General features: G+C 72.0%; 22 protein-coding genes and 1 pseudogene. 5 read left to right on the top strand and 18 right to left on the bottom strand.

The genetic code is table 11. The annotated features are described in order from the left end of the window. The 3 genes and pseudogenes from ACIPWA_RS19420 to ACIPWA_RS19410 all read right to left on the bottom strand — a co-directional run. Window positions 1–297 (bottom strand): annotated as a pseudogene (locus ACIPWA_RS19420) (hypothetical protein); the annotation flags it as partial. Beyond that, window positions 294–2,693 (bottom strand): glycoside hydrolase family 3 C-terminal domain-containing protein, encoded by a 2,400-nt coding sequence (locus ACIPWA_RS19415; protein ID WP_400292236.1) that lies wholly within the window; start codon window positions 2,691–2,693, stop codon window positions 294–296. The pseudogene ACIPWA_RS19420 and the gene ACIPWA_RS19415, both read right to left, overlap by 4 nt. Before the next feature lie 112 nt (window positions 2,694–2,805). After that, a complete protein-coding gene (locus tag ACIPWA_RS19410) occupies window positions 2,806–3,483 on the bottom strand; it encodes a hypothetical protein (RefSeq protein WP_068625272.1) in 678 nt (225 codons plus the stop codon). An 820-nt stretch (window positions 3,484–4,303) separates the two neighbouring features. On the opposite strand from ACIPWA_RS19410, the gene ACIPWA_RS19405 reads away from it, so the two are divergent. From ACIPWA_RS19405 to ACIPWA_RS19385, 5 genes are all read left to right on the top strand, one after another. Then, window positions 4,304–4,741 carry a hypothetical protein gene (locus tag ACIPWA_RS19405; RefSeq protein ID WP_056764849.1) on the top strand — a complete coding sequence of 146 codons (438 nt, stop codon included), beginning with the start codon at window positions 4,304–4,306 and terminating at the stop codon, window positions 4,739–4,741. Continuing rightward, window positions 4,738–5,154 (top strand): M78 family metallopeptidase domain-containing protein, encoded by a 417-nt coding sequence (locus ACIPWA_RS19400; RefSeq protein ID WP_400292233.1) that lies wholly within the window; start codon window positions 4,738–4,740, stop codon window positions 5,152–5,154. The genes ACIPWA_RS19405 and ACIPWA_RS19400 overlap by 4 nt, the downstream gene beginning before the upstream one ends. Then, on the top strand, window positions 5,151–6,248 hold the full coding sequence (locus ACIPWA_RS19395) for a DUF6545 domain-containing protein (protein ID WP_056764851.1): 1,098 nt from the start codon (window positions 5,151–5,153) through the stop codon (window positions 6,246–6,248). The genes ACIPWA_RS19400 and ACIPWA_RS19395 overlap by 4 nt, the downstream gene beginning before the upstream one ends. Further along, a complete protein-coding gene (locus ACIPWA_RS19390) occupies window positions 6,245–6,856 on the top strand; it encodes a hypothetical protein (protein ID WP_400292231.1) in 612 nt (203 codons plus the stop codon). The genes ACIPWA_RS19395 and ACIPWA_RS19390 overlap by 4 nt, the downstream gene beginning before the upstream one ends. Before the next feature lie 217 nt (window positions 6,857–7,073). Continuing rightward, window positions 7,074–7,703, top strand: coding sequence for a LysE/ArgO family amino acid transporter (locus ACIPWA_RS19385; RefSeq protein WP_056764855.1), 630 nt, complete (start codon window positions 7,074–7,076; stop codon window positions 7,701–7,703). Here ACIPWA_RS19385 and ACIPWA_RS19380 read toward each other — a convergent pair. From ACIPWA_RS19380 to ACIPWA_RS19310, 15 genes are all read right to left on the bottom strand, one after another. Beyond that, window positions 7,639–8,544, bottom strand: coding sequence for a nucleotidyltransferase domain-containing protein (locus tag ACIPWA_RS19380; protein ID WP_400292230.1), 906 nt, complete (start codon window positions 8,542–8,544; stop codon window positions 7,639–7,641). The two genes, ACIPWA_RS19385 and ACIPWA_RS19380, sit on opposite strands and share 65 nt — an antisense overlap. Before the next feature lie 182 nt (window positions 8,545–8,726). Next, entirely contained in the window at window positions 8,727–10,151 is a 1,425-nt protein-coding gene (pyk, locus tag ACIPWA_RS19375) for a pyruvate kinase (RefSeq protein ID WP_056764859.1), read from the bottom strand. 118 nt (window positions 10,152–10,269) lie between these two features. Further along, on the bottom strand, window positions 10,270–11,736 hold the full coding sequence (locus ACIPWA_RS19370; protein ID WP_056646882.1) for a glutamate synthase subunit beta: 1,467 nt from the start codon (window positions 11,734–11,736) through the stop codon (window positions 10,270–10,272). After that, window positions 11,729–16,288 carry a glutamate synthase large subunit gene (gene gltB / locus ACIPWA_RS19365; protein WP_056646885.1) on the bottom strand — a complete coding sequence of 1,520 codons (4,560 nt, stop codon included), beginning with the start codon at window positions 16,286–16,288 and terminating at the stop codon, window positions 11,729–11,731. Before gltB ends, ACIPWA_RS19370 begins: the two co-directional genes overlap by 8 nt. 141 nt (window positions 16,289–16,429) lie before the next feature. Further along, on the bottom strand, window positions 16,430–17,329 hold the full coding sequence (gene lgt, locus ACIPWA_RS19360; protein ID WP_056646889.1) for a prolipoprotein diacylglyceryl transferase: 900 nt from the start codon (window positions 17,327–17,329) through the stop codon (window positions 16,430–16,432). Next, complete coding sequence (trpA, locus tag ACIPWA_RS19355) at window positions 17,326–18,189, bottom strand: tryptophan synthase subunit alpha (RefSeq protein WP_056646892.1); 864 nt, start codon at window positions 18,187–18,189, stop codon at window positions 17,326–17,328. The genes lgt and trpA overlap by 4 nt, the downstream gene beginning before the upstream one ends. Next, complete coding sequence (trpB, locus tag ACIPWA_RS19350) at window positions 18,186–19,442, bottom strand: tryptophan synthase subunit beta (RefSeq protein WP_056646895.1); 1,257 nt, start codon at window positions 19,440–19,442, stop codon at window positions 18,186–18,188. The genes trpA and trpB overlap by 4 nt, the downstream gene beginning before the upstream one ends. A 46-nt stretch (window positions 19,443–19,488) precedes the next feature. Continuing rightward, on the bottom strand, window positions 19,489–20,301 hold the full coding sequence (gene trpC / locus ACIPWA_RS19345) for an indole-3-glycerol phosphate synthase TrpC (RefSeq protein WP_056646898.1): 813 nt from the start codon (window positions 20,299–20,301) through the stop codon (window positions 19,489–19,491). A 196-nt stretch (window positions 20,302–20,497) separates the two neighbouring features. Beyond that, window positions 20,498–20,932, bottom strand: a complete 435-nt coding sequence (locus ACIPWA_RS19340) for a DUF2752 domain-containing protein (protein ID WP_082608557.1) — start codon at window positions 20,930–20,932, stop codon at window positions 20,498–20,500. Between the two features lie 19 nt (window positions 20,933–20,951). After that, complete coding sequence (locus tag ACIPWA_RS19335; RefSeq protein ID WP_056646901.1) at window positions 20,952–21,527, bottom strand: DUF4190 domain-containing protein; 576 nt, start codon at window positions 21,525–21,527, stop codon at window positions 20,952–20,954. Between the two features lie 125 nt (window positions 21,528–21,652). Beyond that, window positions 21,653–21,910, bottom strand: a complete 258-nt coding sequence (locus tag ACIPWA_RS19330) for an HGxxPAAW family protein (protein WP_056646903.1) — start codon at window positions 21,908–21,910, stop codon at window positions 21,653–21,655. A 79-nt stretch (window positions 21,911–21,989) separates the two neighbouring features. Beyond that, window positions 21,990–22,739 (bottom strand): Trp biosynthesis-associated membrane protein, encoded by a 750-nt coding sequence (locus tag ACIPWA_RS19325; protein ID WP_056764870.1) that lies wholly within the window; start codon window positions 22,737–22,739, stop codon window positions 21,990–21,992. Further along, window positions 22,736–24,322, bottom strand: a complete 1,587-nt coding sequence (locus ACIPWA_RS19320; protein WP_400292228.1) for an anthranilate synthase component I — start codon at window positions 24,320–24,322, stop codon at window positions 22,736–22,738. Before ACIPWA_RS19320 ends, ACIPWA_RS19325 begins: the two co-directional genes overlap by 4 nt. Beyond that, entirely contained in the window at window positions 24,319–24,702 is a 384-nt protein-coding gene (hisI, locus tag ACIPWA_RS19315) for a phosphoribosyl-AMP cyclohydrolase (protein WP_056647261.1), read from the bottom strand. Before hisI ends, ACIPWA_RS19320 begins: the two co-directional genes overlap by 4 nt. 194 nt (window positions 24,703–24,896) lie before the next feature. After that, entirely contained in the window at window positions 24,897–26,732 is a 1,836-nt protein-coding gene (locus ACIPWA_RS19310) for an ABC transporter ATP-binding protein (protein ID WP_400292242.1), read from the bottom strand. Between the last annotated feature and the right edge of the window lie 53 nt (window positions 26,733–26,785).

Below are 26,785 nucleotides of genomic sequence, written 5' to 3'. Positions count from 1 at the left end.
CCCATCCGGATTCGACCCCACCGCCAACACCTGAAAGCTCGTGTCCACCAACGACGTCATCCCGAACACAGCCTTGAACGCCGGCATCAACGCCAGCTGCAACACCGTCACACCATTGCTCAACACGAAGAACACCACGAACTGAGCCAACCCCGGCCGACGCTCCACGAACGACGACCACCCCACCCGCAACCGACCGAACATCCGGGGCTTGCCCCCGGAGAGCGGGGTCTGGGCCGTGGTCGTCGACGTCGTCTCCGGGGTCGGCGTCGGGGCCGCCTCCGTCTTGCCGCTCATCGGCGCGCCAGCTCGGAGCGCATGCGGCGGGTGGACCGTCGGTTCCGGAAGAACGCCGAGACGAGGTCTCCGACGCCCCGGAAGAAGCGGCCGTTGACGATCGTGACCAGCGCGGCGGCCATGTCCATGCTCACGGCGCCGTTCGTCATCTTCGCGATGGCGCGGAACGGCATCCCGCGCAGGAACAGCAGGTTCAGGTCGGGGGTGCCCTTGGCCTCGGCGCGGGCGATCCGTCGCGCCAGCTCGCGGTATGCGAGCCGGGCCAGGGGGCTGCGCGCGTGCTCCAGGTCCGACAGGGGGCTGTTGACCCCGAGCGGCCCGGCCGCTCGGCCCCTGGCTGCCAGCGGGCGACCCAGGAGGGAAGCGAACACGTCGTCGGGCACGTCCGTGACCGCACCGGTCCGGTACTGCTGCGGCACGGCCGTCGCGGCGGCGCCGGGAGCGGTTCCGGTCACGACGTGCTCGGCCGCGAGCAGCACGGTCTCGACGTCGGAGCCGACCTCGAGGGACCACGTGCCGCCCTCGGTCTCCCAGGTTCCCGTCGCCGTCGAGAAGTGGCGGAAGGTGAAGCGGTCGAACGCGATGCGCACGCGCTGGGACTCCCCCGGCTCGAGGTGGACCTTCGCGAAGCCCTTGAGCTCGCGCACGGGGCGGTGCACGCCGTCGGTCTCCCGTCGGCCCACGTACAGCTGCGCGACCTCGGCTCCCGCGACGTCCCCCGTGTTGGTCAGGGTGAACGTCACGCCCTCGGCGTCGACCTCGAGGTCCGCGTACGCGAACGTGGTGTAGCTCAGCCCGAACCCGAACGGGAAGGCCACCGGCGCACCGACGCTCGAGTAGTAGCGGTAGCCCACGTAGGGGCCCTCGCGGTACTCGGCGTCGACCCCCTCACCCGGGTAGTAACGGTACGTCGGGGTGTCCTCGAGCCGGACGGGGTACGTCTCCGCGAGGCGACCGGACGGGTTCACCGCACCGGTCAGCACCCGGACCACCGCCTCGGCGCCCCCCTGCCCGCCGAGGTAGCCGTGGACCAGGGCGGAGCACTGCGAGAGCCAGGGCACCTCGACGACCGAACCTGCACTGAGGACGACGACGATCCGGCTCGTGACCGAGGAGATCCGCGCCAGGAGCTCGACCTGGCTCGAGGGAAGCCGCAGGTGCGAGCGGTCCTGGCCCTCGGACTCGCTGATCTCGTCGAGCCCCAGGTAGAGCAGGACGACGTCGGCCGACCGGGCCGCGTCGACGGCCTCGGCGACGAGCGTCGGGTCCGACGCCCCGCCGCGCGTGAAGCCCTGTGCGGTCGCGACGACCTCGAGGTCGGAGCCGGCGAGCGCGTCGAGCGCCGTCGTGAGCCGGGTCGGGTTGACGACCGAGGAGCCGGCCCCCTGGTAGCGCGGCGTGGACGCGAAGTCGCCCACGACCGCGACCCGGGTGCCCGCAGCGAGCGGCAGGACACGGTCCTCGTTGCGCAGCAGCACGGCGCTCTGCTCGGCAGCGGTGCGCGCGAGCTCGTGGTGGGCGTCAGGGTCGACCTCGCGGCTCGCTCCCCCGATCCGGCTCACGAGGACCTTCATCTCCTCGACCCGCGCGTCGAGGTCGGCCATGTCGAGGTCTCCTCGACCGACTGCGTCCACGATCTGCGCGGCGGAGTCGAGCCCCGGCGACGGCATCTCGAGCGTCCCGCCCCGACGCACGGCCTCGACCGCGTCGTTGCCACCGCCCCAGTCGGTCACGACGGCCCCGTCGAATCCCCACTCGTCGCGCAGGACCTGCTGGAGCAGGAACGGGTTCTCGTTGGCGTAGGTGCCGTTGAGCAGGTTGTAGCTCGACATGATCGAGTACGGCGCGGACTCACGCACGACGACCTCGAAGCCCGTCAGGTAGATCTCGCGCAACGTCCGCTCGTCGACCACGGAGTCGCTCGTCATGCGACGCAGCTCCTGGCTGTTGGCCGCGAAGTGCTTGGGGCATGCCGCGACGCCGCGCGACTGGATGCCGCGCACGTAGCCTGCCGCGAGACGTCCGGAGAGCAGCGGGTCCTCGGAGAAGTACTCGAAGTTGCGCCCGCACAGCGGGCTGCGCTTGACGTTGAGCCCCGGGCCGAGGAGCACGTCGACCCCCTGGTCGGCGGCCTCGGCACCGAGCGCCTCACCCACGGACCGCGCGAGCTCGGGGTCCCAGCTGTTGGCGACCGTGGCCGCGGTCGGGAAGCAGGTCGCGGGCTGCGAGGCGCCGAGACCGAGGTGGTCGGCCGAGCCCGTCTGCTTGCGGACGCCATGAGGCCCGTCGGACAGCCACAGCGTCCGGATCCCGTGCCGCGGTACCGCACGTGTCTCCCAGACGCTCTCCCCGCTCAGGAGTGCGGCCTTCTCGAGCGTCGTCAGTTCTTCCGTCATGGTCTGCTTCCGTTCGCCCCGCGGCACGTGTGCGGCTCGCGGGTGTACTGGTGTGGTTCTGTCTCGCCTGCTCGTCCGGACGGTCCGCGACGGTCCGGCTCCGGGACGGGGACTACGTCGCGTGGGCAGGGACCCGCTCGACGGCGTCCGGCACCGGGCCGGAGTCGCCGTCACCGTCGCTACCCGGCCCGGGCTCCTGCCTGAAGATGATCTTGAGGATCGGGAAGTACACGACGACCGAGATCAGCGCGTTGACGATCATCGTGACGACGTCGGCCCCGGCCTCTCCGGTGCTGCCCCAGCGGTCGACCATGAACTGGTAGATCGGGTCCTTGTAGAACCCTTGGAGCGCTGCGGCGGCAAAGGTGATGACGACGTACGCGACCGTGTACCAGGCCGCCGCGCGCCAGATGTTCGTGCTGGACTTGAAGGTGATGTTGCGCTGGGCGAAGAAGTTGATGACCTGGGCGACGAGCAGGGTGATCTGCACCGCCAGGAAGTAGGCGAGCCCTCCGCCGCCGTCCGGCAGCGCCCCCGCCGCGTAGTCGAAGATGAAGAAGGTCGAGCCGTCGGCGTTCGTGTTCACGGCGAACGCCTGGAACGACTGATCCACGAGCGACGTCATCGTGAAGACCCACTTGATCAGGGGCATGAGCGCCAGCTGGAGCACGGTCATGCCGGTGCTCAGGAGCGAGAAGACGACGAACTGTGCGACGGCCGGACGCCTCTCCGAGAAGTCGTTCCACGACCTGAGCACGCGCGTCTCCCTGATGCTGTTCGGTCTGTCCACCTGCGTGTCTCCTTCGACTGTCCACGAGCTGTCGCAGGGACGAGGCCGCTCGCCCTCACCGCCGATGCGGGGAGGACGTGGACGACGTCCCGGGTCGCGACCACCTCCGCGCAGGGCTGCGACGCCCGACGACCGGTGGGTGGCGCCCGAGGGCGACTGGTAACGAACTCATCACAGCCCACACCCGACGAGGCGCCGAGCCGGTTTGCATAACCTGTCGGTTCTGGCGCACAAACTGTCGCGCGCCCCGGCCGGGGACCGGCCAGCGACGCGTCCTCCTGGGGCCGGGCGCAGGGGAACCACGGCGGTGCGGGGAAGCCGTCGGAAGCCGGGCTCGGGGGATCGTCCGGCTCACCGACAGGCCGACCGGCCTGGACCTGGTGGCGTTCGGGAGCCGGCCTCGCCGTGGGAGCGCGTCGCGCCGCCCGCACGTGGGAGCGGCGGTCGCCGCGGGCCGCTCGTGCGCAACCGACAGCGGCGCCTTCCGGGGACCCCCTGCTCCCCCGGAAGCGCCGCGCGGGCGCGCTCGGACGGGACGCACGACCCCCAAGGCCTCGACCGTCACGAGCTACGACACCCGTACTCTACTGACGGCAAAGTCGCCTCGAGGTCGAAGTTCCCGCAGATGAGAGAGCTCTCATGTGAACTGCACCACATCGTCACGAACGGTGCCCCTGATCCCCGTCCGCACCCCACGCACGTCAACCCGGCCCAGCCCGCGCGGCACCGGACCGGTCGCGGCGAGCCCCGCCGTCGGGCCTGTGAGATCTCTCCCTGCGGAGTGCCACCAGCACCCGCCCGTTCCTGGGACAATCGAGTGGTGACGACACACGAGAACCCTCCGGGCGAGCGGCTCAGCCGCGCGTTCCAGCACCGACTCAACGAGCTCTTCGCGACCCGACAGCGTGCCGGACGCGGCGCGACCAACCGCGAGGTCGCGAACTGGATGACCGAGCACGGCTACGCCGTCAAGGAGGCCTACCTCAGCGCGCTCCGCGGCGGCCACCGCACCTCGCCCTCGCTGCGCATCATCGAAGGCCTCGCGGCGTACTTCGGCGTCGAGCCCAAGGACCTCCTCGACACGGGAGAGGACCCCAAGAAGGAGCTCCGGCTCGCCCTCAACGACCACGGCGTCGAGGCCTTCGCGCTGCGCGCCGAGGGCCTGTCCGCGGAGAACGTGCGCGCCGTGACCCAGCTCCTGGACCAGATGCGCCGGATGCAGTCGCTCCCGGCCGTCGATCCCGTCGACGAGTCGTGAACGAGCATCGCACCCGCCTGACCGCGGCAGGACTCGACCGAGCCCGCAGCATCGACGACGCCCGGCGCATCGTCGCGACCCTGCGCGAGCGGCCCATCGACGTCGTCGACGGCCCTCTGGGCGAGGGGATCTCGGGGATGTGGCTGAGCATGCCCGACGGCGAGAAGATCATCGTCAACTCCGAGGCGACGCTGTCCGAGCGCCACCGGCACCACATCATCGCGCACGAGCTGGTCCACATCCTCGACGCGTGCGACGACCCGGACGCCCCGGCTCCCGGACCCCAGCGGCGCAACCGCTACGAGGACCCGGTCGAGCACCGTGCCGAGTCGATCGCGAGCGAGCTCATGATGTCGATCGAGGCCACGGGCGGTGTCGCCCACCGCCTCGCCGGCATGGAGCGGTACCGGTGACCCTGCTCGCCTTCGCTCTCTTCGCCGGGGCCGCGCTCTGGACGGCTCTGCGCCACCGATCGCAGCACCGCGGGGACTACGCCCTGACCTGGGGGCTCGCGCTCGTGGCCGCTGCCTCGGCGCTGCGCATCAGCCAGGTCGAGTCGTTCCTGCTCGAGCACGCGCCCCCCGGCGCCCACGAGCTCGCCAAGCACGCCCTGCTCGTCGCCGGCTGCCTGTGCATCGCGGCGTGGGTCCAGGGCACCCAGGGGCCTCGGCCTCGTCCGACGTACCTCGCCTCGGGGATCGTCGGGGTCGTCGGGGTGCTCGTGCTCGTCTTCGCGCTCAACGGCCCGTGGGAGCGGCAGGACTTCGACCTGCAGACCGGCGGCAAGCCCTGGATGGCCCTGTACTGGGCCGCGTACTACGGGGCGTTCCTCTGGGCCACGGCGACGTTCGGCGTCTCGACCGTCCGGAACCGGCAGGACCGTCCCCGCAGCGACCGCTGGGGCATGGACCTCGCCGCCGCGGGTGCGTTCGTCGGGGTGCTGTGGGCACTCCTGAGCGCCGTCAACATCGTCCTGCAGGAGCCGGGGGCGATCGAGCAGTACCGGCTCCTCGGGATCCGCACGCGGTACCTGATCGCGGCGTCGAGCATCCTGCTCACGCTCGGGATCATGGGGCACCTGCTCTCGGCCGCTCGGACCCGGCGACGCCGCCGGGCCGACCTGAGCGCGCTGCACGCGCACCTGGTCGACGCCGTCGCGGAGTCCCGCCTGTCGTCCGTGCGCCCCGAGGTCGCCGAGTACCACCGGACCATCGAGATCATGGACGCGCTCGCGACGCTGGCCCGCTACTCGGCCCCCCAGGACGCCGCGCAGGTCCGGACCCTGGTCGGCGACGCGCCCGAGCCCGTGCTGCGGGCGCTGCAGATCGACCTCGCCGCGACCCGGCGCGGCATGGACGAGCGACCAGAGGTCCCCGCGGACTGGAGCGCCTGGGCCGAGGACGACCACGCCCTGCGCCACCTGGGCAGGGCGTTCCGTGAGCAGACGAGCGAGAAGCGCGCGGTCGTGCTCGCCGGAGTCCTCGGCACCGAGCAGGAGCCGCGATGACGCCCCCGGCCGGAGCGGCGGTCACCGCTGCCCCACCCCGCTGGGCCGTCGTCGTGACGGAGGTCCTCGCGCCGGGCTACACGGTCGTGGCTCTCGTCCTGGCCGCGGCCCTGTACGCGTCGCCCGGTCTGGCCGGCGCGCGCTACGTGGTGCTCGCGGTCCTGCTCTGCGGCGGGCTGCCCTACCTGTTCGTCCACGGGCTCGCGCGGGCCGAGGTCCTGGAGTCCCGTCACGTGCGCCCCCGGGCCCAGCGCCTAGTGGTCTTCGCGGGGCTCCTCGTCATCGAGGTCACGGCGATCCTCGTCCTGCACCTCGCGGGAGCACCTCCCCTGCTCCCCCGGCTCCTCGCGGCCTACCTCGCGGGGATCGTCGCGATCGCCCTGGTCACCCCGTTCGTGCGCGCCTCGGTGCACACCGCCGTGTTCTCGGTCGCCGCGGGCGTCTCCACGGCCCTGTCCTGGTGGCTGGCGGCCGCGCTCCTGGCCGTCGCGGTCGTCGTCGGGCTCTCCCGCCTCGCGGTGAACGACCACTCCCGCCGCGAGGTCGTGACGGGACTCGTGCTCGGCGCCTCGGTGGGTGCCGCGGCCGCCGCGGCTCTCCTCGGCTGACGTCCGGCGCGGCACCGGCGACAGACACGCCTGAGCATGCCCGTCCGGACAGGTACCGGACCTCACGCGGCGAGCCGATATCCCTTGACCTTCCCCGTACTGCGCGCGATCCTCGATCCATGCCGACGACGCCCCTCCTCGTGCCGCTGCCCGCTGCGACCACGCGACCAGCGGGCAGGCAGCAGGAGCTCCGGCCCCGGCGACCTCGCCCGGTGCCATGACGAGCGCACTGCTCGCCGGGCTCGTCGCGGGCTACGCGATCGCCATCCCGGTGGGCGCGATCGCCGTCTACCTCGTGACGCTCACCGCCCGCACACGTTTCGCGGTCGGGGCGGCCGCGGGCCTCGGCACCGCGACGGCCGACGGCATCTACGCGACGGTCGCGGTCGTCGCGGGGGCCGTCGTCGCCCCGCTCGTCGCAGCCGTCCGCACGCCGCTGACCTGGGCGTCGGTCGCAGTCCTCGCCTTCCTCGCGTGGCGCACGTTCCGCCCCGCGCTCCAGCGCGTCCTGCCCGACGGCGCCACGCCCCGTCCGGCGACCGCCGACACCACTCCCGTGCGGGCCTACGCGACGCTGCTCGGCCTCACCCTGGTCAACCCTGCGACCGTGATCTACTTCGCCGTCCTCGTGGCCGGTGGCGCGCTGAGCCCCGACGCGACGGGCGCGGAGCGAGCGGTCTTCGTGCTCGCGGCGTTCGTCGCATCCGCGAGCTGGCAGATGCTCGTCGCCGGTGGTGGCGCGGTGCTCGGGCGCGCCCTCACGAACGACACCGGCCAGCGCGTCACCGCTGCCGTGGGTGGCCTGGTGATCCTCGCGCTCGCGGTGCACCTGGCGCTCGGGGCCTGACGCGAGGGCGTCGGGCCCCGACAAGGTCCGCCGGAGCGAACGTCCGGACCGCAGCCCGGAAGTACTGCTCTGCGCGCTCGCGCGCCTCGCCCCGCGAGCACTGCGCTTCTTCGAGACCTCGCGTCCCGCCGTGCGCGAGCTCGAGCTCCTCGGTCACGAACCGGCCGATCGCGGCACCGGCCGGTCCCGTCCCCATCTCGCGGGTCACGGCCTTGAGCGCGACGAGCTCGCCGACGGCATCCTGCACGGTCGACGAGGCCTCCCCCTGCGCGAGCAGGGTGAGCAGGTCGAGGGGTGGGCTCGCGTCCGGGTGGACCCGCAGCCACCGCAGCACCGCGGCGGGCCGCAACGCGTAGAAGACCTTCTTGAGGGAGACGTCACCGCCCTCCCACCGGTCGCGCTGCCGACTGCCGAGGTACGCGTAGTGCCGGACCAGGGCTCCACGGTCGACGACGTCGGAGGCGAGCGCCCGCAGACCGTCGCGGAAGTCCTCGTCGCCGCGATACACGATCCCCGACTCCAACCACTCGACGATCGTCGCGTTCCCCTTCACCAGGAGCTGCACCGCCTTGACGAGGTCCCAGCCGTTGACGTCGAGGACCGCGTCGAGCGGGGTCTCCAGGACGTCGCGGCGCGGCCACGGCCCGAGGTAGTCCTCGGGAGCGCGGACGTACACGAACCGGCAGTCGTAGTCGCTGTCGGGCGACGGGAAGCCCCACGCCCTGCTCCCGCTCTCGACCGCCCACGGGATCGCGACGCGCTCGGTCACGGTGAGGGTCTCGAGGCGGTCGTCGATCGAGGCGACCACCGAGGGGTCGAGAGACGAGGGGAGGAAGCGCATCCCGGGAGACTAGCCGCTGCGCGCGCCGGCTCCCCAGGCAATTCTCGGGGGCCTTGTCGGTCGGTCCTGCCGGTGGAGCATCGCCCGAGCATGCCCTCCTTCCGCAACGACGAGGCCCCGGTGGCCGGTCGCGCGAGGAGCGCAGCCGGCCACCGGGGCCGTCGTCGAACTGTCAGCGCGGATCAGACGTCCGTGCTGTCACCGATCCGGTGCACGAGGATCGAGTTCGTCGTGCCGGGCTGGCCCACCGGGGCGCCCGAGACGACGACCACGAGGTCGCCGACCTCGGCGAGGCCGTTGGCCTGCAGGGTCGTGTCGACCTGGCCGACCATCGCGTCGGTGTTCGCCACCTCGGGCACCTGGTACGACTGGGTGCCCCACGTGAGCGACAGGACGTTGCGCACGTGCTCGCGCGGCGTGAACGCGAGCAGCGGGATCGACGAGCGCAGACGCGACATGCGTCGCGCCGAGTCGCCCGACTGCGTGAAGGTCGCGAGGTACTTCGCACCCAGGACCTCACCGATCTCGGCAGCGGCACGCGTGATGGCGCCACCGCGCGTGTGCGGGGTCGAGCCGAGCGGCGCCATGCGCTCACGGCCGGCTTCCTCGGTCGCCTCGATGATGCGGGCCATGGTCTCGACCGTCAGGATCGGGAAGTCGCCCACGCTCGTCTCGCCCGAGAGCATGACGGCGTCGGCCCCGTCGAGGACCGCGTTGGCGCAGTCCGACGCCTCGGCGCGCGTGGGGCGCGGCGAGTTCGTCATCGACTCGAGCACCTGCGTCGCCACGATGACCGGCTTGGCGTTGCGACGAGCCAGCTCGACGATGCGCTTCTGCACGAGCGGGACCTGCTCGAGCGGGAGCTCGACCGCGAGGTCACCACGGGCGACCATGACGCCGTCGAACGCGTCGATGATCTCCGCGAGGTTCTCGACGGCCTGCGGCTTCTCGATCTTGGCGATGACGGGGACCGAGCGGCCCTCCTCGTCCATGATCGTCTTGACGTCGTCGAAGTCGGCCGCAGAACGGACGAACGACAGCGCGATGATGTCCGCACCGAGGCGGAGCGCCCAGCGCAGGTCGTCGCGGTCCTTCTCGGACAGCGCCGGCACGGAGACCGCGACACCCGGCAGGTTCAGACCCTTGTTGTTGGAGACCGGTCCGGCCACCTCGACACGGGTGACGACCTGGGGGCCCTCGACCGCGGTGACGCGGACGAGCACCTTGCCGTCGTCGATCAGGATCGGGTCGCCGACGCGCGCGTCCCCGGGCAGACCCTTGTGGGTCGTGGAGACGAGCTCCTTGGTGCCCACGACGTCCTCGGTCGTGATCGTGAAGGTGTCGCCCTCGTTGAGCCAGTGCTTCTCGTCGCCGCCGAAGCGACCCAGGCGGATCTTGGGCCCCTGGAGGTCGACGAGCACAGCCACGGAACGGCCCGATGCCGTCGCGGCCTCGCGCACGCCGTGGTAGACGGCCTCGTGCTCCTCGGCACTGCCGTGGCTGCGGTTGATCCGCGCCACGTCCATCCCGGCGTCGACGAGCGCCCGGAGCTGTTCCTTCGACTCGGTCGCGGGTCCGATGGTGCAAACGATCTTTGCTCTGCGCATTTCTCCAGCCTCGTTGTTCCTTCGTGTCCGGCGGAACCGGACCGCCTCGGGCCCCTGCCTGGGCCCCGTCTCCACCCCGGACGTCCTCGCGGACGCCGGGGCGCGTCTCACACTCTTGTCATGCTCTCAGCGACACGGTCGATGCGCGCACCGGGGCAGGGAGCTCGGTGCGTCCCTGCAGGTACGCGTCGGCCGACGCGGCCGCGGCACGACCCTCGGCGATGGCCCACACGATGAGCGACTGCCCGCGTCCCGCGTCACCGGCGACGAACACGCCGGGAACGGTGGTCGCGAAGTCGTCGCCGCGTGCGACCAGGCCACGAGCCGTGAGCCCGATCTCCGACTGCGCCGAGAGCGTCTGGGTCTCCGGTCCCGTGAAGCCCATGGCCACGAGCACGAGATCGGCAGGGATCTCCTTCTCGGTGCCGGCCTTCGGGACGCGACGCCCGTCCGGGAGGTACTCGGTCTCGGCGACGCGCAGGGCGCGTACCCGACCGTCCTCGCCCGCCAGGAAGTCGACCGTCGACGCCAGGTAGGCCCGCTCGCCGCCCTCCTCGTGCGAGGAGGAGACCTCGAAGAGGATCGGGTCGGTCGGCCAGGGCTGCGTCGCCGAACGCTCGAGCGGCGGCCTCTTGCCGATCGCGAGCGTCGTGACGCTCGCCGCCCCCTGCCGGAGCGAGGTGCCCAGGCAGTCGGAGCCGGTGTCGCCGCCACCGATGACGATCACGTTCTTGCCCGTCGCGAGGATCTGGTCCTCGACCACGCCGCCCGCGACCACCGTGTTGGCCTGGTGCAGGAACTCCATGGCGAAGTGCACGCCGGGGAGGTCGTTGCCCGGGACCTGCAGGGCACGCGGGACCGTCGCGCCGGTCGCGAGGACCACGGCGTCGAAGCGACGTCGCAGCTCGTCCCAGGTGATGTCCACGCCGATCTCGACGCCCGGGCGGAATCGGGTGCCCTCGGCCTCCATCTGCGCCAGGCGACGGTCGATGTGCAGCTTCTCGAGCTTGAAGTCCGGGATGCCGAACCGCAGCAGACCGCCGATCGCCGCGTCACGCTCGTAGACGACGACCGTGTGACCGGCACGGGTGAGCTGCTGGGCCGCGGCCAGACCCGCGGGCCCCGAACCGACGACCGCGACCGTCGACCCCGTCAGACGCTGCGGCACCTGCGGCGTGACCAGCCCGCGGGCGAACGCCTCGTCGATGATCGAGACCTCGACGTTCTTGATGGTCACGGCCGGCTGGTTGATGCCGAGCACGCAGCTCGACTCGCACGGCGCCGGGCACACACGTCCCGTGAACTCCGGGAAGTTGTTGGTCTCGTGCAGCCGTTCGCTGGCCTCGGCCCACTGGTCGCGCCAGACCAGGTCGTTCCACTCGGGGATGAGGTTCCCGAGGGGGCAGCCCTGGTGGCAGAACGGGATGCCGCAGTCCATGCAGCGGCCCGCCTGCTCCTTGAGGAACGGCTGCCCCTCGACCAGGTGCTCGTGCACGTCGCGCCAGTCGCGCAGCCGGACCTCGACCGGACGGTTGGGCGGGAGCTCGCGCTCCCGCACCTTCAGGAATCCACGGGGATCAGCCACGAGCCACCTCCAAGATCTGGTCCCACACGCCGGGAGCGGCGGGGTCGAGCCCGTCGAGCTCGGCCTGCGCGAGCGCCTTGCGCACACGGGCGAACTCGGCGGGCAGGATGCGCGTGAAGCGAGCACGCGCAGCGTCGAAGTCCTCGAGCAGCTCGGCCGCGACCGTCGAGCCCGTCTCCTCCAGGTGCGTGCGGACCAGGCCCTCGACGAGAGCCGCGTCCGCGTCGTCGAGCGGGTCGAGCAGGAGCTCGCCCGTCGCGACCGCAGCGGTGTTCATGGCCGCGGGCCGCAGGTCCAGCACGTAGGCCGTCCCTCCAGACATGCCCGCGCCGAGGTTGCGTCCGGTCGGGCCGAGGATCAGCACCGCACCACCGGTCATGTACTCGAGCCCGTGGTCGCCCACCCCCTCGACGACGAGCGTCGCCCCGGAGTTGCGGACCGCGAAGCGCTCGCCCACGAGCCCGCGCAGGAGGATCTGCCCGGACGTCGCGCCGTAGCCGATGACGTTGCCCGCCACGACGTTGCTCGACCCCGTGAGGACTGCCGAGCGGTCCGGACGGACGATGATGCGTCCACCCGAGAGGCCCTTGCCCACGTAGTCGTTCGCGTCGCCGAAGAGACGCAGCGTGATGCCGCGGGGCAGGAACGCCCCCATGGACTGACCGGCGGACCCCGTGAGGGAGACGTCGATCGTGTCGTCGGCCAGCCCCTCGCCGCGGTACCGCTTGGTCACCTCGTGACCGAGCATGGTGCCCACGGTGCGGTTGACGTTGCGGATCGGCAGGGCGATCCGGACCGGCTCGCGGTTCTCCAGGGCGTCGGCGGCCAGCGTGATGAGCTGGTTGTCGAGCGCCTTGTCGAGGCCGTGGTCCTGGGTCGTCGTGTTGCGCAGCGACGAGCCCTCGAGCGGCTGAGGCTTCTCGAGCACGGGCGCGAGGTCGAGACCCTGCGCCTTCCAGTGCTCGATCGCCTGCCGGGTGTCGAGCGCCTCGACGTGGCCCACGGCCTCCTCGATCGACCGGAACCCCAGGCGTGCCAGGTGCTCGCGCACCTCCTCGGCGATGAACTCGAAGAAGTTCACGACGAACTCGGGCTTGCCCGTGAAGCGTGCCCGCAGCTCGGGGTTCTGGGTGGCGACGCCCACCGGACAGGTGTCCAGGTGGCACACGCGCATCATGACGCAGCCGGAGACGACCATGGGAGCGGTCGCGAAGCCGAACTCCTCGGCACCGAGCAGCGCACCGACGACCACGTCGCGGCCCGTCTTCATCTGCCCGTCGACCTGCACCACGATGCGGTCGCGCAGGTTGTTCAGCACGAGCGTCTGCTGGGTCTCGGCCAGGCCGAGCTCCCACGGGGTGCCCGCGTGCTTGAGCGAGGTCAACGGGCTCGCGCCCGTGCCGCCGTCGTGCCCCGAGATGAGGACGACGTCCGCGTGCGCCTTGGACACACCGGTCGCGACCGTCCCCACGCCGAACTCGCTCACGAGCTTGACGTGCACACGAGCCGACGGGTTCGCGTTCTTGGCGTCGTGGATGAGCTGCGCCAGGTCCTCGATCGAGTAGATGTCGTGGTGCGGCGGCGGCGAGATGAGCCCGACGCCCGGCGTCGAGTGCCGGGTCCGGGCGATCCACGGGTAGACCTTGTGCCCGGGCAGCTGACCGCCCTCGCCGGGCTTGGCACCCTGGGCGAGCTTGATCTGGATGTCGTCCGCCGCGGTGAGGTACTCCGACGTGACGCCGAACCGGCCCGAGGCGATCTGCTTGACCTTCGAGCGACGCTCCGGGTCGTACAGACGCTCCGGCTCCTCGCCGCCCTCGCCCGTGTTCGAGCGACCACCCAGGCGGTTCATGGCGATGGCCAGGGTCTCGTGCGTCTCGGCCGAGATCGAGCCGTACGACATGGCGCCCGTGTTGAAGCGCTTGACGATCTCGCTGACCGGCTCGACCTCGTCGATCGAGATCTCCGGGCGCTGACCGTCCTTGAACTCCAGGAGCCCGCGCAGCGTCATGAGACGCGTCGACTGGTCGTCGACGCGCTGCGTGTACTGGCGGAAGATGTCGTACCGGCGCTCACGCGTCGCGTGCTGCAGCCGGAAGACCGTCTCCGGGTCGAACAGGTGCTCCTCGCCGTCACGGCGCCACTGGTACTCGCCGCCCGTGGTGAGACGGACGTGCGCCTGATGGTTGCCCGAGGCCGGGTAGGCCTCGGCGTGACGGGCCGCGACCTCGGCCGCGAGCACGTCGAGACCGATGCCTCCCAGACGGCTCGTGGTGCCTGCGAAGTAGTCCGCGACGAGCTCGTGCGACAGACCGAGCGCCTCGAAGACCTGTGCCCCGCGGTACGAGGAGATGGTCGAGATGCCCATCTTGCTCATGACCTTCAGGACGCCCTTGCCGAGCGCCTTGATGAGGTTCTTGACCGCCTTCTCCGGCTCGACCGTGACGAACCCGGACTTGGCGAGGTCCTCGACGGACTCCATCGCGAGGTACGGGTTGACCGCCGCGGCGCCGTAGCCGATGAGGAGCGCCACGTGGTGCACCTCCCGGACGTCCCCGGCCTCCACGACGAGCGAGACCTGGGTACGGGTGTGCCTGCGCAGCAGGTGGTGGTGCACCGCGCTCGACAGGAGCAGCGACGGGATGGGCGCGAGCTCCTGGTTGGAGTCGCGGTCGGAGAGCACGATGAAGCTCGCGCCGTCGGCGACGTGGGCGTCGACCTCGGCGAAGATCTCCTCGAGCCGCGCGTGCAGAGCCTCTCCCCCGCCGCTGACGGGGTAGAGCCCCTTGACCGTGACAGCCCGGAAGATGCCCTCGAGGCCCGGGTCGCGGTCGACGCGCAGGATCTTCGCGAGCTCGTCGTTGTCCAGCACCGGGAAGGGCAGGATCAGCTTGCGCGCGTGCAGCGGGCTGTCGTCCAGGAGGTTCGGCTCAGGACCGATCGCACCGCCGATCGACGTGACCAGCTCCTCGCGGATCGCGTCGAGCGGCGGGTTGGTCACCTGCGCGAACATCTGCGTGAAGTAGTCGAACAAGAGGCGAGGACGGCTGGACAGCACCGCGATGGGCGTGTCCGTCCCCATCGCGCCGAGCGGCTCGGCACCCGTGCTCGCCATGGGGGTCAGCAGGATCCGCAGCTCTTCCTCGGTGTACCCGAAGGCGCGCTGACGACGCTGGACCGAGGCGGGGCTGTGCGCCACGTGCTCGCGCTCGGGCAGGTTCTCGAGGTAGACCGAGTTCTCGGCGACCCACTGCGCGTAGGGGCGCTGGGCGGCGAGCTGGCCCTTGACCTCCTCGTCCTCGATGATCCGGCCCTGGCCGGTGTCGACGAGGAACATGCGCCCCGGCTCGAGGCGCCCCTTGCGGACGATCGTGGCCGGGTCGAGGTCCAGGACGCCGGCCTCGGAGGCCAGGACGACGAGGCCGTCCTCGGTCACCCAGTAGCGCCCCGGGCGCAGCCCGTTGCGGTCCAGCACGGCACCGATGAGGGTCCCGTCGGTGAAGTTGAGGCAGGCGGGCCCGTCCCACGGCTCCATGAGCGTGGAGTGGTACTCGTAGAAGGCCCGGCGGTCCGGGTCCATCTCGGCGTGGTTCTCCCAGGCCTCGGGCGCCATCATGAGGACGGCGTGAGGCAGGGAACGGCCCGAGAGGTGCAGGAGCTCGAGCACCTCGTCGAAGCTCGCCGAGTCGCTCGACCCCTCGGAGCACACGGGCAGCAGCGGGGCGAGGTCGCCCAGCTTGTCGCTCGCGAGCATGCCCTGACGCGCGGCCATCCAGTTGCGGTTGCCGCGCACCGTGTTGATCTCGCCGTTGTGCGCGATCATGCGGAACGGCTGCGCGAGCGGCCAGGACGGGAACGTGTTGGTCGAGAAGCGCGAGTGGACGAGCGCGAGCTCGCTCGCGTAGCGCGGGTCCGAGAGGTCCGGGAAGAACGGCTCGAGCTGCGCGACGGTCAGCATGCCCTTGTAGGTGAGCGTGCGGGACGACAACGAGGCGAAGAACAGACCGAGCTCGTGCTCGGCGCGCTTGCGCAGGCGATAGGTGCGCCGGTCCAGGTCGAGCCCGGACAGCTCCCGCGTCAGGTCCGCCACGACGAGCTGGCGGAACGTCGGCATGGAGGCCCGCGCGCTCGGCCCCACGAGGTCGGCGGTCACGGGGACGTCGCGCCACGCGAGGACGACGAGTCGTTCCTCGGCCGCGATGGCCTCGACCTGTCGCACGACCTCGGCGGCGGCCTCCGCGTCCTGGGGAAGGAAGGCCATGCCGATCGCGTAGTGCCCGGCCGGCGGGAGGTCCACGTCGACCACGTCCCGCACGAAGGCGTCGGGGATCTGGGTCAGGATGCCTGCCCCGTCTCCGCTGTTCTCCTCGGCGCCGACGGCGCCGCGGTGGTCCAGGTTGAGCAGGGCCGTGAGCCCCGCGTCAACGATGTCGCGTCCGGGTGTGCCGCGGAGCGTCGCCACGAAGGCGACGCCGCACGCGTCGTGCTCGGCCACAGGGTCATACAGGCCCTGTGCCGAAGGCGCAGCAGCCCGGTGCAGCGGCGTGGTCATCAACACCGTCCTCACAGGCGCCCGGCCATGGGCCGGGCTTTGATCCAACTTGGGGGATTGTGGGACTTCATCGGCCCAACGGACATGACTGAACCATCTGGACGGTTGTCCAGCGGGTTCGCCTATGAAAAGACGGGTGCCTCAGTGACCTGGGTCGGGTCGGCCAGCACCTGCCTGCTCGGGCTCCGCAGCATCGAGCGATACTGTCTCTTCGCGCCCTGGGTGTCGGCGCCCGATAACGATAAACGCTATCAACGCACCGACTCCGACCAGGATGGAGGTCCAGACGTTCAGTCGGAGGCCGAGCACCAGCTCGGCCGTGTCGATGCGAAGCATCTCGATCCACACGCGGCCAAGCGTGTAGAAGAGAACGTACAGCCAGAATACCCGACCATGACCCAACCTGAAGCGACGGTCGAGGTAGATGAGCAGGAACGCCGCAGCGACGTTCCACAGGAGCTCGTAGAGGAACGTCGGGTGGAACAGCGTCCCGGACTCGTAGCCTGCCGGGAGGTACTGGTCGGAGATCTGCAGACCCCACGGGAGCGTGGTCGCGCTGCCGAACAGCTCCTGGTTGAACCAGTTGCCGAGCCGGCCGATCGCCTGGGCGAGCAGCAGCCCTGGTGCGAGCGCGTCGGCGAACGCCGCGAAGCTCACCTTCTGGCGCCGGCAGCCGATGTAGGCACCGACCGCGCCGAGCGCGATGGCCCCCCAGATCCCGAGGCCGCCGTCCCAGATCCGCAGCGCCTTGAGCGGGTCGCCGTCCGGTCCCCAGTACGGGTCCGGCGTCGAGATGACGTGGTAGAGGCGCCCGCCGACGATCCCGAACGGCACGGCCCAGAAGGCGATCTCCAGGACGTCGTCGGGGTCGCCGCCGCGCTCGGCCCACCGCTTGCGGGTGAGCCACACCGCGACGGCGATACCGGCGAGGATCGCGAGCGCGTAGGCGCGCAGCGGGAAGGGCCCCAGGTACCAGGTGTGCTGGGACGGGCTGGGGATCGAGGCGACCAGCGGCCCGACGGCGGACACGAGCCCGTTCATGACGTCACCTTCCCGGAGGTCTCGTCGCTCGACCGAGCGGAGCGGACACCGCGCGCGAGGTCGCGAGCGACCTCGCGCACCTTCTCGAGCCGCTCCTCCCAGGGCTCGTCGCCCAGGAGCGGGCGGACGAACGCGGAACCGACGATCACGCCGTCGGCGTAGCGACCGACCTGCGCGGCCTGCGCACCGGTCGAGACGCCGAGACCGACGCACACGTGCTCGCCGCCCGCTGCCCGCGTCGCCGCGACCAGCTCCTCGGCCTTGCTGCCGACCTCGGACCGGACCCCGGTCACGCCCATGGTCGAGGCCGCGTAGACGAAGCCGCGCGAGGCGGCAGCCGTGAGGCGCAGGCGCTCGGGGGTCGAGCTCGGGGCGACGAGGAAGACCTTGTCGAGACCGTGCGCGTCCGCGGCTGCGATCCACTCCCCCGCCTCGTCCGGGATGAGGTCTGCCGTGATGAGCCCGGCGCCACCGGCCGCGGCCAGGTCGCGTGCGAAGCTCTCCACGCCGTAGCGCAGCACCGGGTTCCAGTAGGTCATGACCAGGACCGGCACGCCCAGCGCAGCCACGGCCTGGACGGCCGTGAAGACGTCGCGGACGCGCGTGCCGGCCTCGAGCGAGTGCTCGACCGCCCGCTGGATGACGGGACCGTCCATGACGGGGTCCGTGTAGGGCAGGCCGAGCTCGATGATGTCGACGCCGGACTCGACGAGCGCCTTCGCGACCTCCACCGTCCCCTCGACGCTCGGGTAGCCCACGGGCAGGTAGCCGATGAGGGCAGCGCGCCCCTGGGCGGACAGCTCCTCGATCAGCGCCGCGGTGCGATGGGGCGCCTGGACGCCTCCGACGGTCGCGCTCACAAGCTGCTCCCTTCGCCGTCGACCACGGTGTCCGCGTCGATCAGGTCGAACCACCGTGCCGCCGTCGCGACGTCCTTGTCCCCGCGCCCGGAGAGGTTCACCAGGATCACGGTGTCCTCCTTGCCCGCGGCCCGTGCCTCACGGCCGATCCGCAGCGCACCGGCGAGCGCGTGCGCCGACTCGATGGCCGGGATGATCCCCTCGGTACGGCACAGGAGCCGGAAGGCCTCCATGGCCTCGACGTCCGAGACGGGCTCGTAGGTCGCTCGGCCCAGGTCGTGCAGCCACGAGTGGGCCGGGCCCACGCTCGGGTAGTCCAGCCCGGCCGAGATCGAGTGGCTGGGCAGGGTCTGCCCGTCCTCGTCCTGGAGCAGGTAGGACCGGGCACCGTGGAGCACCCCGGGGGCGCCCCCGCTGAACCGGGCCGCGTGCTTGCCCGTCGAGACGCCCTCTCCTCCGGCCTCGAAGCCGTAGAGCGCCACGTCCTTGTCGTCGAGGAACGCGTTGAACAGGCCGAGCGCGTTCGACCCGCCGCCCACGCACGCCGCGAGGGCGTCGGGAAGCCGCCCGATCCGGTCGAGGATCTGAGCGCGCGCCTCCTCGCCGATGATCCGGTGGAAGTCGCGGACCATCTCCGGGAACGGGTGAGGGCCGGTCACGGTCCCCAGCAGGTAGTGCGTCGAGTCGACGTTCGCGACCCAGTCGCGCAGCGCCTCGTTGATCGCGTCCTTGAGCGTGCGCGAACCGATGGTCACCGGGACCACCGTCGCGCCGAGGAGCCGCATGCGCGCGACGTTGAGCGCCTGGCGCTCGGTGTCCTCCTCGCCCATGTAGACCACGCACTCGAGGTCCATGAGTGCGGCGGCCGTGGCCGTGGCGACACCGTGCTGCCCGGCCCCCGTCTCGGCGATCACGCGCTTCTTGCCCATGCGCTTGACCAGCAGGGCCTGCCCGAGCACGTTGTTGATCTTGTGCGAGCCGGTGTGGTTGAGGTCCTCACGCTTGAGGAACACCCGCGCTCCCCCGGCGTGCTCCGCGAAGCGGGGCACCTCCGTCAGGGGGTTGGGGCGGCCCGTGTACTCGCGGTGGAGCCGGGCGAGCTCGTCCTGGAACGTCGGGTCGACGACCGCCTTGCGGTACTCGGCCTCGAGCTCGTCGAGCGCGGCGATCAGCGCTTCCGGGACGAACCGTCCGCCGAAGTCCCCGAAGTACGGGCCCTGCTGGTTCTGCAGGGAAGGTGTTGCGTCGGGCACGCGGCCTGACCTCCTCGGTGCGGGATCTACGTTGTCTGGGGTGGGATCAAGGCCGGACGGACCACAGGGACGGGTGCGAGCCCGCCGCCACGAGGTCGGCGACCGAGGCGCGCGGAGCGTCGTCCGTGACCAGGGCCTCGCCGACGAGGACGGCGTGCGCCCCCGACCGTGCGTAGTCCATCACGTCGTGCGGTCCGCGGACACCCGACTCGGCGATCCGGACCAGCTCGTCCGGGATGGCCGGGGCCAGTCGTGCGAACGTGGTCCGGTCGACCTCGAGCGTCTTGAGGTCGCGCGCGTTGACCCCGATCACCCGGGCACCCGCGTCGATCGCGCGCGTGACCTCGTCGAGCGTGTGCACCTCGACGAGAGCCGTCATGCCGAGCGAGTGGACCCGCTCGACGAGCGACGTCAGCACCGTCTGCTCGAGGGCCGCGACGATCAGCAGGACGAGGTCCGCGCCGTGGGCCCGAGCCTCCCAGACCTGGTACGGGGTCACGACGAAGTCCTTGCGCAGGACGGGGATGTCCACCTTCGCACGGACCGCGTCGAGGTCCGCGAGGCTGCCGTTGAAGCGGCGCTGCTCGGTCAGCACCGAGATGACGGCCGCGCCGCCCTTCTCGTACTCCGAGGCGAGCGAGGCCGGGTCCGCGATGGCCGCCAGGTTCCCCTTGCTGGGGCTCGACCGCTTGACCTCGGCGATGACAGCGACAGCGTCCTCGGCCTTGAGGCGGCTGACGCAGTCGAGGGCGCCGGGCGCGCGGGCGGCGCGCTCCTTCAGCTCGTCCAGGGTGGTCTTCGCCTGGCGCTCCGCAAGATCCTCGCGGACTCCCGCGACGATGTCCTCCAGAACCGTCATGTGATATCTCCCCGTGCTCGTCGTCGACTCCGTGCCAGCTCAGGTACGCGGGTCCGCTGCCGCGACCGTGACGAGTCGTCTGCAGCGTCTCTCCGCGAACCATTGACAGGGAGATACCTGCCATCGTAGGGCCGCCCGAGAGTGACCAGGGACACGTGTCACCCCGCGAGATGCGCGCCAGACCCTTGACGACCTGTCAGGACGGCCCGAGGAACGGCACCATCGCGGGGATGTTCCGCGCGACGCCGAAGCCCACCAGGACCACCAGGGCGACCACGCCCGCCCACGCGGGCACCGCTCGGGCACGGGTACCGGTCCAGGCTCGACGCAGCCACAGGACCCAGGCCACGACGAGGAACGGCACGACGACCACCCACAGGGGGTTCATGGCCCAGGCCCCGGCGATGTCGCCCGTCGCGAGGTCGTGGGTGGCCCGCAGCCCCCCGCACGCGGGGCAGGCCCAGCCCGTGAGCGCCAGGAGGGGGCACAGCGGATAGCCGCCCTCGTGCGGGTCCACGAGCGCGAGGACGAGGGTCGCCCCCGCGACGACGCCGCCGGCGACGAGCGGCGCTACGCCGGCTCGCCACCGGCCGACGGGCACGGCAGACGTCCCCGCGGGCTCACCGCCCACGGGGCCCGCCGCTCGCGGCTCAGCCGTAGTACCCCTCCTGGAAGCCGGCCTGGAAGTCGGGCGAGGCGACGATCGCGATCACGAGGATCAGGCCGAGGACCGAGAGCACGATCCCGACCCAGCCGAGGATCACTCCGGCGAGCGCGAGACCACCGTTGTTGGCCTCGCCCGCCGCCACGGCCCGCTTGGCCTTGCTCCCGACGATGACCGCAGGGATCCCGGTGAAGAATCCGCAGGACAGGACGATCGACGCGATGCCCAGCACGAAAGCCCAGATCCCCAGGTCGTTGCGGGGGAAGTACCCGTAGGCACCGCCGGGTACCGGCGCGGCGCCGTACGGCGTGGCGCCGTAGGGCGGCTGACCAGGTGCACCGTACGGCTGCTGCGGGGCAGCGTAGGGCGGCTGCTGCGCGGGCGCACCGTACTGCGGGTACCCGCTGTCCGGCGTGCCGGGCGCCGGGGCGCCGTAGGGAGACGGGCTCTGCTGCGGGTAGCCCGGGTACGCGGGAGGTACCGGGCCCTGCTGGCCCGTTCCCTCAGGCTCCTCGCCGGCGGGACGGTACGGGTCCGTCGGAGGGGTGGGGGGATAGCTCATGGGACGTCTGCTCTCTGCTGGGAAGGCCGGGTCACGCCCGGGTCTACCGGTGGTACGGCACGCGCCCCGCACCCCGGGGGGGTGCGCGGCGCGCGGCGACGGTCCGGGCTCTCGCCCGGGCGACGTCAGCTCTGAGCGGCCTTCGGCTGGCCGTAGCCCATGTTGCGCAGGACCAGGCCGCCGACGAGCGCGAGCGCGACGACACCCATACCGACCCAGAACATCCACACGGCGGCGATCGCCACGGCGACCCCGGCGACGACCGCACCGACGATGATGCCGATCATGGTGAACCACGCCGCCACGGTGTGACCGTGGTTCGTGGGAGGTGCCGACGGCGGCAGGTAGGAGATCTCGGTGGTCTGCGGCGTCTTCTCGGCCATGGGGGTGTGCCTTTCGTCAAGATGTGCGTCCAGCCTATCGGACGCCGGTCGGTCTGTTCGTGCGGACGGGAGGTGATGCTCAGCGGTCTGTGGGGTCCTCGCCGCGGGTCAACGAGTCCCACGTCTCCTGCTCGTCGGGCTCGTCGGCCGGTGCCACCTCGGTGCGCCCTGCCGCCTGGGCCGCCGAGGCCGTCGTCGCGGGGCTCGAGGGGGTGCCCGTCCCGGCCGCGACGGCGGACGCCGCGGGTCCGTCGACGGGCGTCCCGGCGTCGGGCCGGACGATCTCGTGGCGCGCGGACACGCGCCCCCACGTGGGCGAGGAGACCGCGGCCCACACGGCCGCGAGGACCACGAGGACGCCGACCGCCAGTGCCACCGCGGGCCAGGGCGTGAGCGTCACGGCGCTCGTCATCTCGGTGACGCCGGTCGCCTCGGCGACCGCCGACGTCGCTGCGGGCACGGGGTCGCGCAGGATCGCGGCGGCCGACGCGCTCACGACGACGCCGCTCGCTGCGGCCACGACCAGGACGACCCAGCGCCCGACCCGGCCCACGAGTCCCAGCGCCAGGGCGGCGGCCACGACGACCAGGGCCCCCGCGCCCACTCCCGGCGCCGCCGTGGTCCCGGTGACGTGCACCTGGACGTCGGCGTCGAGGGCCGTCGCCCCCGAGGTGCGCAGCCACGTCGGGGCGGCCGCCGCGAGGGCGCCGGCACCGAGCACGAGCAGCAGCAGGATCGCGCTACGGCGGGCGAGCCGCCACGAGCGGGGCGTCCGAGCCGCCCCTGCGGCCGGCTGGGCGGCGGGCACGGTCGCTCCGGGGCCGCTCACGCCAGGCTCCGCAGCCGGGCCGCGAGCTGGACCGCTCGGACCGCCGCGGCGGCCTTGTTGCGCGACTCCTCGTACTCGAGGGCCGGCACCGAGTCGGCCACGATCCCGCCCCCGGCCTGGACGCTCGCACGCCCGTCACGGATCAGGGCGGTGCGGATCGCGATGGCCATGTCCATGTTGCCGTCGAAGTCGAAGTAGCCGACGGTCCCGCCGTAGATCCCGCGCGAGGCCGGCTCGAGCTCGTCGATCAGGGCGATCGCCCGCGGCTTGGGCGCGCCCGAGAGCGTGCCCGCGGGGAACGTCGCGCGCAGCACGTCGAGCGCCCTGGCCCCCTGGCGCAGCGTCCCGACCACGGTCGAGCACAGGTGCATGATGTGGCTGAAGCGCTTGGTCACCATGAACTCGACGACCTCGACCGAGGCCGGCTCGCACACCTTCACCAGGTCGTTGCGCGAGAGGTCCACGAGCATGAGGTGCTCGGCACGCTCCTTGGGGTCCGCGAGGAGCTCCTCGCCCAGCGCGACGTCCTGCTCGGGCGTCGCGCCGCGCGGGCGCGACCCCGCGATCGGGAACGTGACCACGTGCCCGTCGTCGACCTTGACGAGCGTCTCGGGGCTCGAGCCGACCACCGCGAAGTCCGAGCCGTCGGCGTCCGTGAGCTGGAAGTAGTACATGTACGGGCTCGGGTTGATGGTCCGCAGGGCCCGGTAGACGTCGAGCGGCGAGGCCGGACAGTCCAGGTCGAGCCGCTGCGAGATCACGATCTGGAAGACCTCGCCGTCACGGATCGCGTCCTTGCCCGCGAGCACCGCGGTCTCGAACTCCTCGCGCGTCGAGCGGAACTCGAGCTCCGGCTCGGCGACGTCCGCGACCACCGCGGCCGACGATCCTCCCCCGGTCCCCGCCACGAGCTCGCGCTGCATGCGGTCGAGGCGCGAGACCGCGTCGGCGTACGCCTCGTCGACACGCTCGTCGGTGTCGTCGAAGTTGATCGCGTTGGCCACGAGCCACACGCTGCCCTCGCGGTGGTCCACGACCGCGAGGTCGGTCGCGAGGCACAGCGTGACCTCGGGCACGCCCAGCTCGTCGGGTGCGTTCGCGGGCAGCGTGGGCTCCCAGTGACGCACGACGTCCCACCCCAGCGCACCGGCGAGTCCGCCGGTCAGGGGCGGCAGCCCGTCGATCGCGGGGGTGCGCAGCGCGTCGAGCGTCCGCTCGAGCACGTCCACGACGTCGCCCGTGGTCGGGACGCCCGCGGGCACGTCTCCGGTCCAGACGGCCTGGCCGTCGCGCGCCGTGAGCGTCGCACGCGACGCGACCCCCACGAACGAGTAGCGCGCCCAGCTGCCGTCGACCTCGGCGGACTCCAGCACGAACGTCCCGGGCCGCCCCTGCGCGAGGGTGCGGTACAGGCCCACGGGCGTGACGTCGTCGGCCAGGAGGCGGCGCACCACCGGGACCACGCGACGCGAGGTCGCGAGCGCACGGAAGCCCTCGACCGCGGGCCAGGTCTCGCCCCAGGGCAGGCCGGCCGCAGGGACCGCGGGGGCGGTCGGGTCGATCGGGGGCGTCGAGCCGGTCACAGCGTCTTCTCCTCGGAGGTCTCGTTCTCGGGGCGGTGGCCCACCGCAGCGCCCAGGTCGCCGCCGGCCTCGAAGCACGTGCGGGCGCCCGTGTGGCAGGCCGCGCCCACCTGGTCGGCACGGACCAGGAGCGCGTCACCGTCGCAGTCGATCGCGACGGACTTGACCCACTGCGCGTGGCCCGACGTGTCGCCCTTGCGCCAGTACTCCTGCCGGGAGCGCGACCAGAAGGTCACGCGTCCCGTCGTCAGCGTCCGGCGCAGCGCCTCGTCGTCCATCCAGCCGAGCATGAGCACCTCGCCCGTGTCGTGCTGCTGGACGATCGCGGCGACCAGCCCGTCCGCGTCCCGCTTGAGACGGGCGGCGAGCGGTGCGGGCAGCGTGTCGGCGACGTCGCGGGAGTCCTCGGCGGCGAGGGGCTGGTCTGCGGGGACGGGCTGGGCGGTGTTCTGGGGCACCCGAGAATCCTGCCAGATCCCCAGGGTCCCCGGGTCCCCGTCCCGCTCAGCGGTCCGGGCGGCCCGGGAGGCCGTCCGTCCGTCCCCGTCGGGGGCCCGCTCGCCCCGCTGCTCGGTCATCGGGTCTGCGCGACCCAGGACGCGTGCATCGAGGCGTAGACGCCGCCCGCGGCCGCGAGCTCGGCGTGCGGCCCGACCTCGACCACGTGGCCCGCGTCGACGACCACGACGAGGTCCGCGGCCTCGGCGGTCGAGAGCCGGTGCGCGATCGTGATGGTGCTGCGTCCTGCGGTCAACGAGTCGAGGGCCCGGGCGATACGCACCTCGGTCGCGGGGTCGACCGCGGACGTCGCCTCGTCGAGGACCAGCAGGTCGGCCTCGGCGAGGTACGCACGGGCGATCGCGACGAGCTGTCGCTCGCCCGCGGACAGGGCCTCGCCACGCTGCCCGACGGCGGAGCCCAGCCCGTCCGGCAGGTCCGCGACCCAGTCGGTCAGGCCGAGCTCGGCGACCGCGGCGTCGATGCGGTCCGCGTGCGGGGCCGCGGTCTGCGCCGGGGTCTCGCCCGTGCCCGCCTCGTCCGCGGTGCCCGGCGCGTCGCTCACGGTGTCCCGCACGCCGTAGGCGATGTTCTCGGCGAGCGTCCCGTCGAACAGGAACCCCTCCTGCGGGACGAGGACCACGCGCTCGCGCAGGCTCGCTGCCGACAGGTCGCGCAGGTCCACCCCGTCGAGCCGGACCGCGCCGGACGTGGGGTCCATGAGCCGGGTGACGAGCTTGGCGATCGTCGTCTTGCCCGAGCCCGTCGCGCCCACGACCGCGACCGAGGTACGGGCCGGGAAGTCGAGGTCCACGCCGTGCAGCACCTCGGGGCCGTCGGGGTAGGCGAACCGGACGTCCTCGAGCCGCACGTGCGCGGGGCCCCGGGGAGAGCGCACGCCCTGGGCGCCCTTGTCGACGACCTGGACCGGCGTCTCGACGACGGCCAGCACACGGCGCCAGCCCGCGACGGCGTTCTGCAGCTCGTTGAGGATCTCGGTGGCCATCTGCACCGGCCCCGTGAAGAGCTGGACCAGGAAGAGGAACGCGAGCAGCTGACCCGCGGTGATGGACCCGTCGATGCCGAGCAGCGTGCCGACGACCACCACGACGGCCAGCACGAGGTTCGCGACGAGCACACCGCTCGAGAAGACCGTCGAGACGAGCACCTGCGCGCGGACCATGCCCTTGCGCGTGCTCTCGACCGCGGCGTCCACGCGGCGCGCGGTGCGCTCCCCGACGCCGTAGGCGCGGATCGTCTCGGCGCCCACGACCGACTCGGAGATGGCCCCGAGCATCGCGCCGACGCGCTCGCGCAGCGCCGTGTAGGCGCCGTTGACGCGGCCCTGGGCGGGGCGAAGGATCAGGAAGAGCGGCACGAAGCAGGCCCACACGAGCAGCGTGAGCTGCCACGAGTAGAAGGCCATGAGGAGCGTCGCGGCACCGATCTGCAGCACCGAGACGAGCAGCATGATGCCGCCCCACTGGACGAACAGAGAGATGGTGTCGACGTCGCTCGTGACGCGCGAGACCAGGGCCCCGCGACGCTCGGTGCTCTGCGTGAGGACCGAGAGGTCGTGCACGTGCCGGAAGGCCCGCACGCGCAGGCTCGCGAGCCCCGCCTCGGTCGAGCGGAAGAGCCGGACGTTGACGAGCGCCGAGCACAGCCCCGCGACCACCAGGACGAGCGCGGCGGCACCGACCAGCAGCGCCACCCGGCTCGTGTCGGGACCACCCGGGGCCATGATGCCGCTGTCGACCGTCTGCTGGACGGTGATGGGGACGACGATCCGCCCGAGGGCCGCGACGACGGCCAGGAGCAGCGTTCCCCAGATGCCCACGAGGATCTCTGGCGACATCTGGACGCCCTTGCGCAGGGTCGCGAAGACACCCAGCGAGCTCGCCGAGGCGATCCGGGCGCCGGTCGCGTCCTCGACGACGACCTCGGGCTTGGCCTTGGCCCCGC

It is taken from the genome of Oerskovia enterophila, from assembly GCF_044748475.1.
GTDB classification, from domain to species: Bacteria; Actinomycetota; Actinomycetes; order Actinomycetales; family Cellulomonadaceae; genus Oerskovia; species Oerskovia enterophila.
Note: the sequence above shows the minus strand (reverse complement) of the source record. Positions and strands in the feature narration are given on the sequence as shown.

Coding starts and splice junctions, on each gene's coding strand:
- trpC (WP_056646898.1), bottom strand. CDS start 20,301: ATGACGGTTCTGGAGGACATCGTCGCGGGAGTCCGCGAGGATCTTGCG.
- ACIPWA_RS19415 (WP_400292236.1), bottom strand. CDS start 2,693: ATGACGGAAGAACTGACGACGCTCGAGAAGGCCGCACTCCTGAGCGGG.
- ACIPWA_RS19335 (WP_056646901.1), bottom strand. CDS start 21,527: ATGAGCTATCCCCCCACCCCTCCGACGGACCCGTACCGTCCCGCCGGC.
- gltB (WP_056646885.1), bottom strand. CDS start 16,288: ATGACCACGCCGCTGCACCGGGCTGCTGCGCCTTCGGCACAGGGCCTG.
- lgt (WP_056646889.1), bottom strand. CDS start 17,329: ATGAACGGGCTCGTGTCCGCCGTCGGGCCGCTGGTCGCCTCGATCCCC.
- pyk (WP_056764859.1), bottom strand. CDS start 10,151: ATGCGCAGAGCAAAGATCGTTTGCACCATCGGACCCGCGACCGAGTCG.
- ACIPWA_RS19390 (WP_400292231.1), top strand. CDS start 6,245: ATGACGCCCCCGGCCGGAGCGGCGGTCACCGCTGCCCCACCCCGCTGG.
- ACIPWA_RS19380 (WP_400292230.1), bottom strand. CDS start 8,544: ATGCGCTTCCTCCCCTCGTCTCTCGACCCCTCGGTGGTCGCCTCGATC.
- ACIPWA_RS19330 (WP_056646903.1), bottom strand. CDS start 21,910: ATGGCCGAGAAGACGCCGCAGACCACCGAGATCTCCTACCTGCCGCCG.
- ACIPWA_RS19385 (WP_056764855.1), top strand. CDS start 7,074: ATGACGAGCGCACTGCTCGCCGGGCTCGTCGCGGGCTACGCGATCGCC.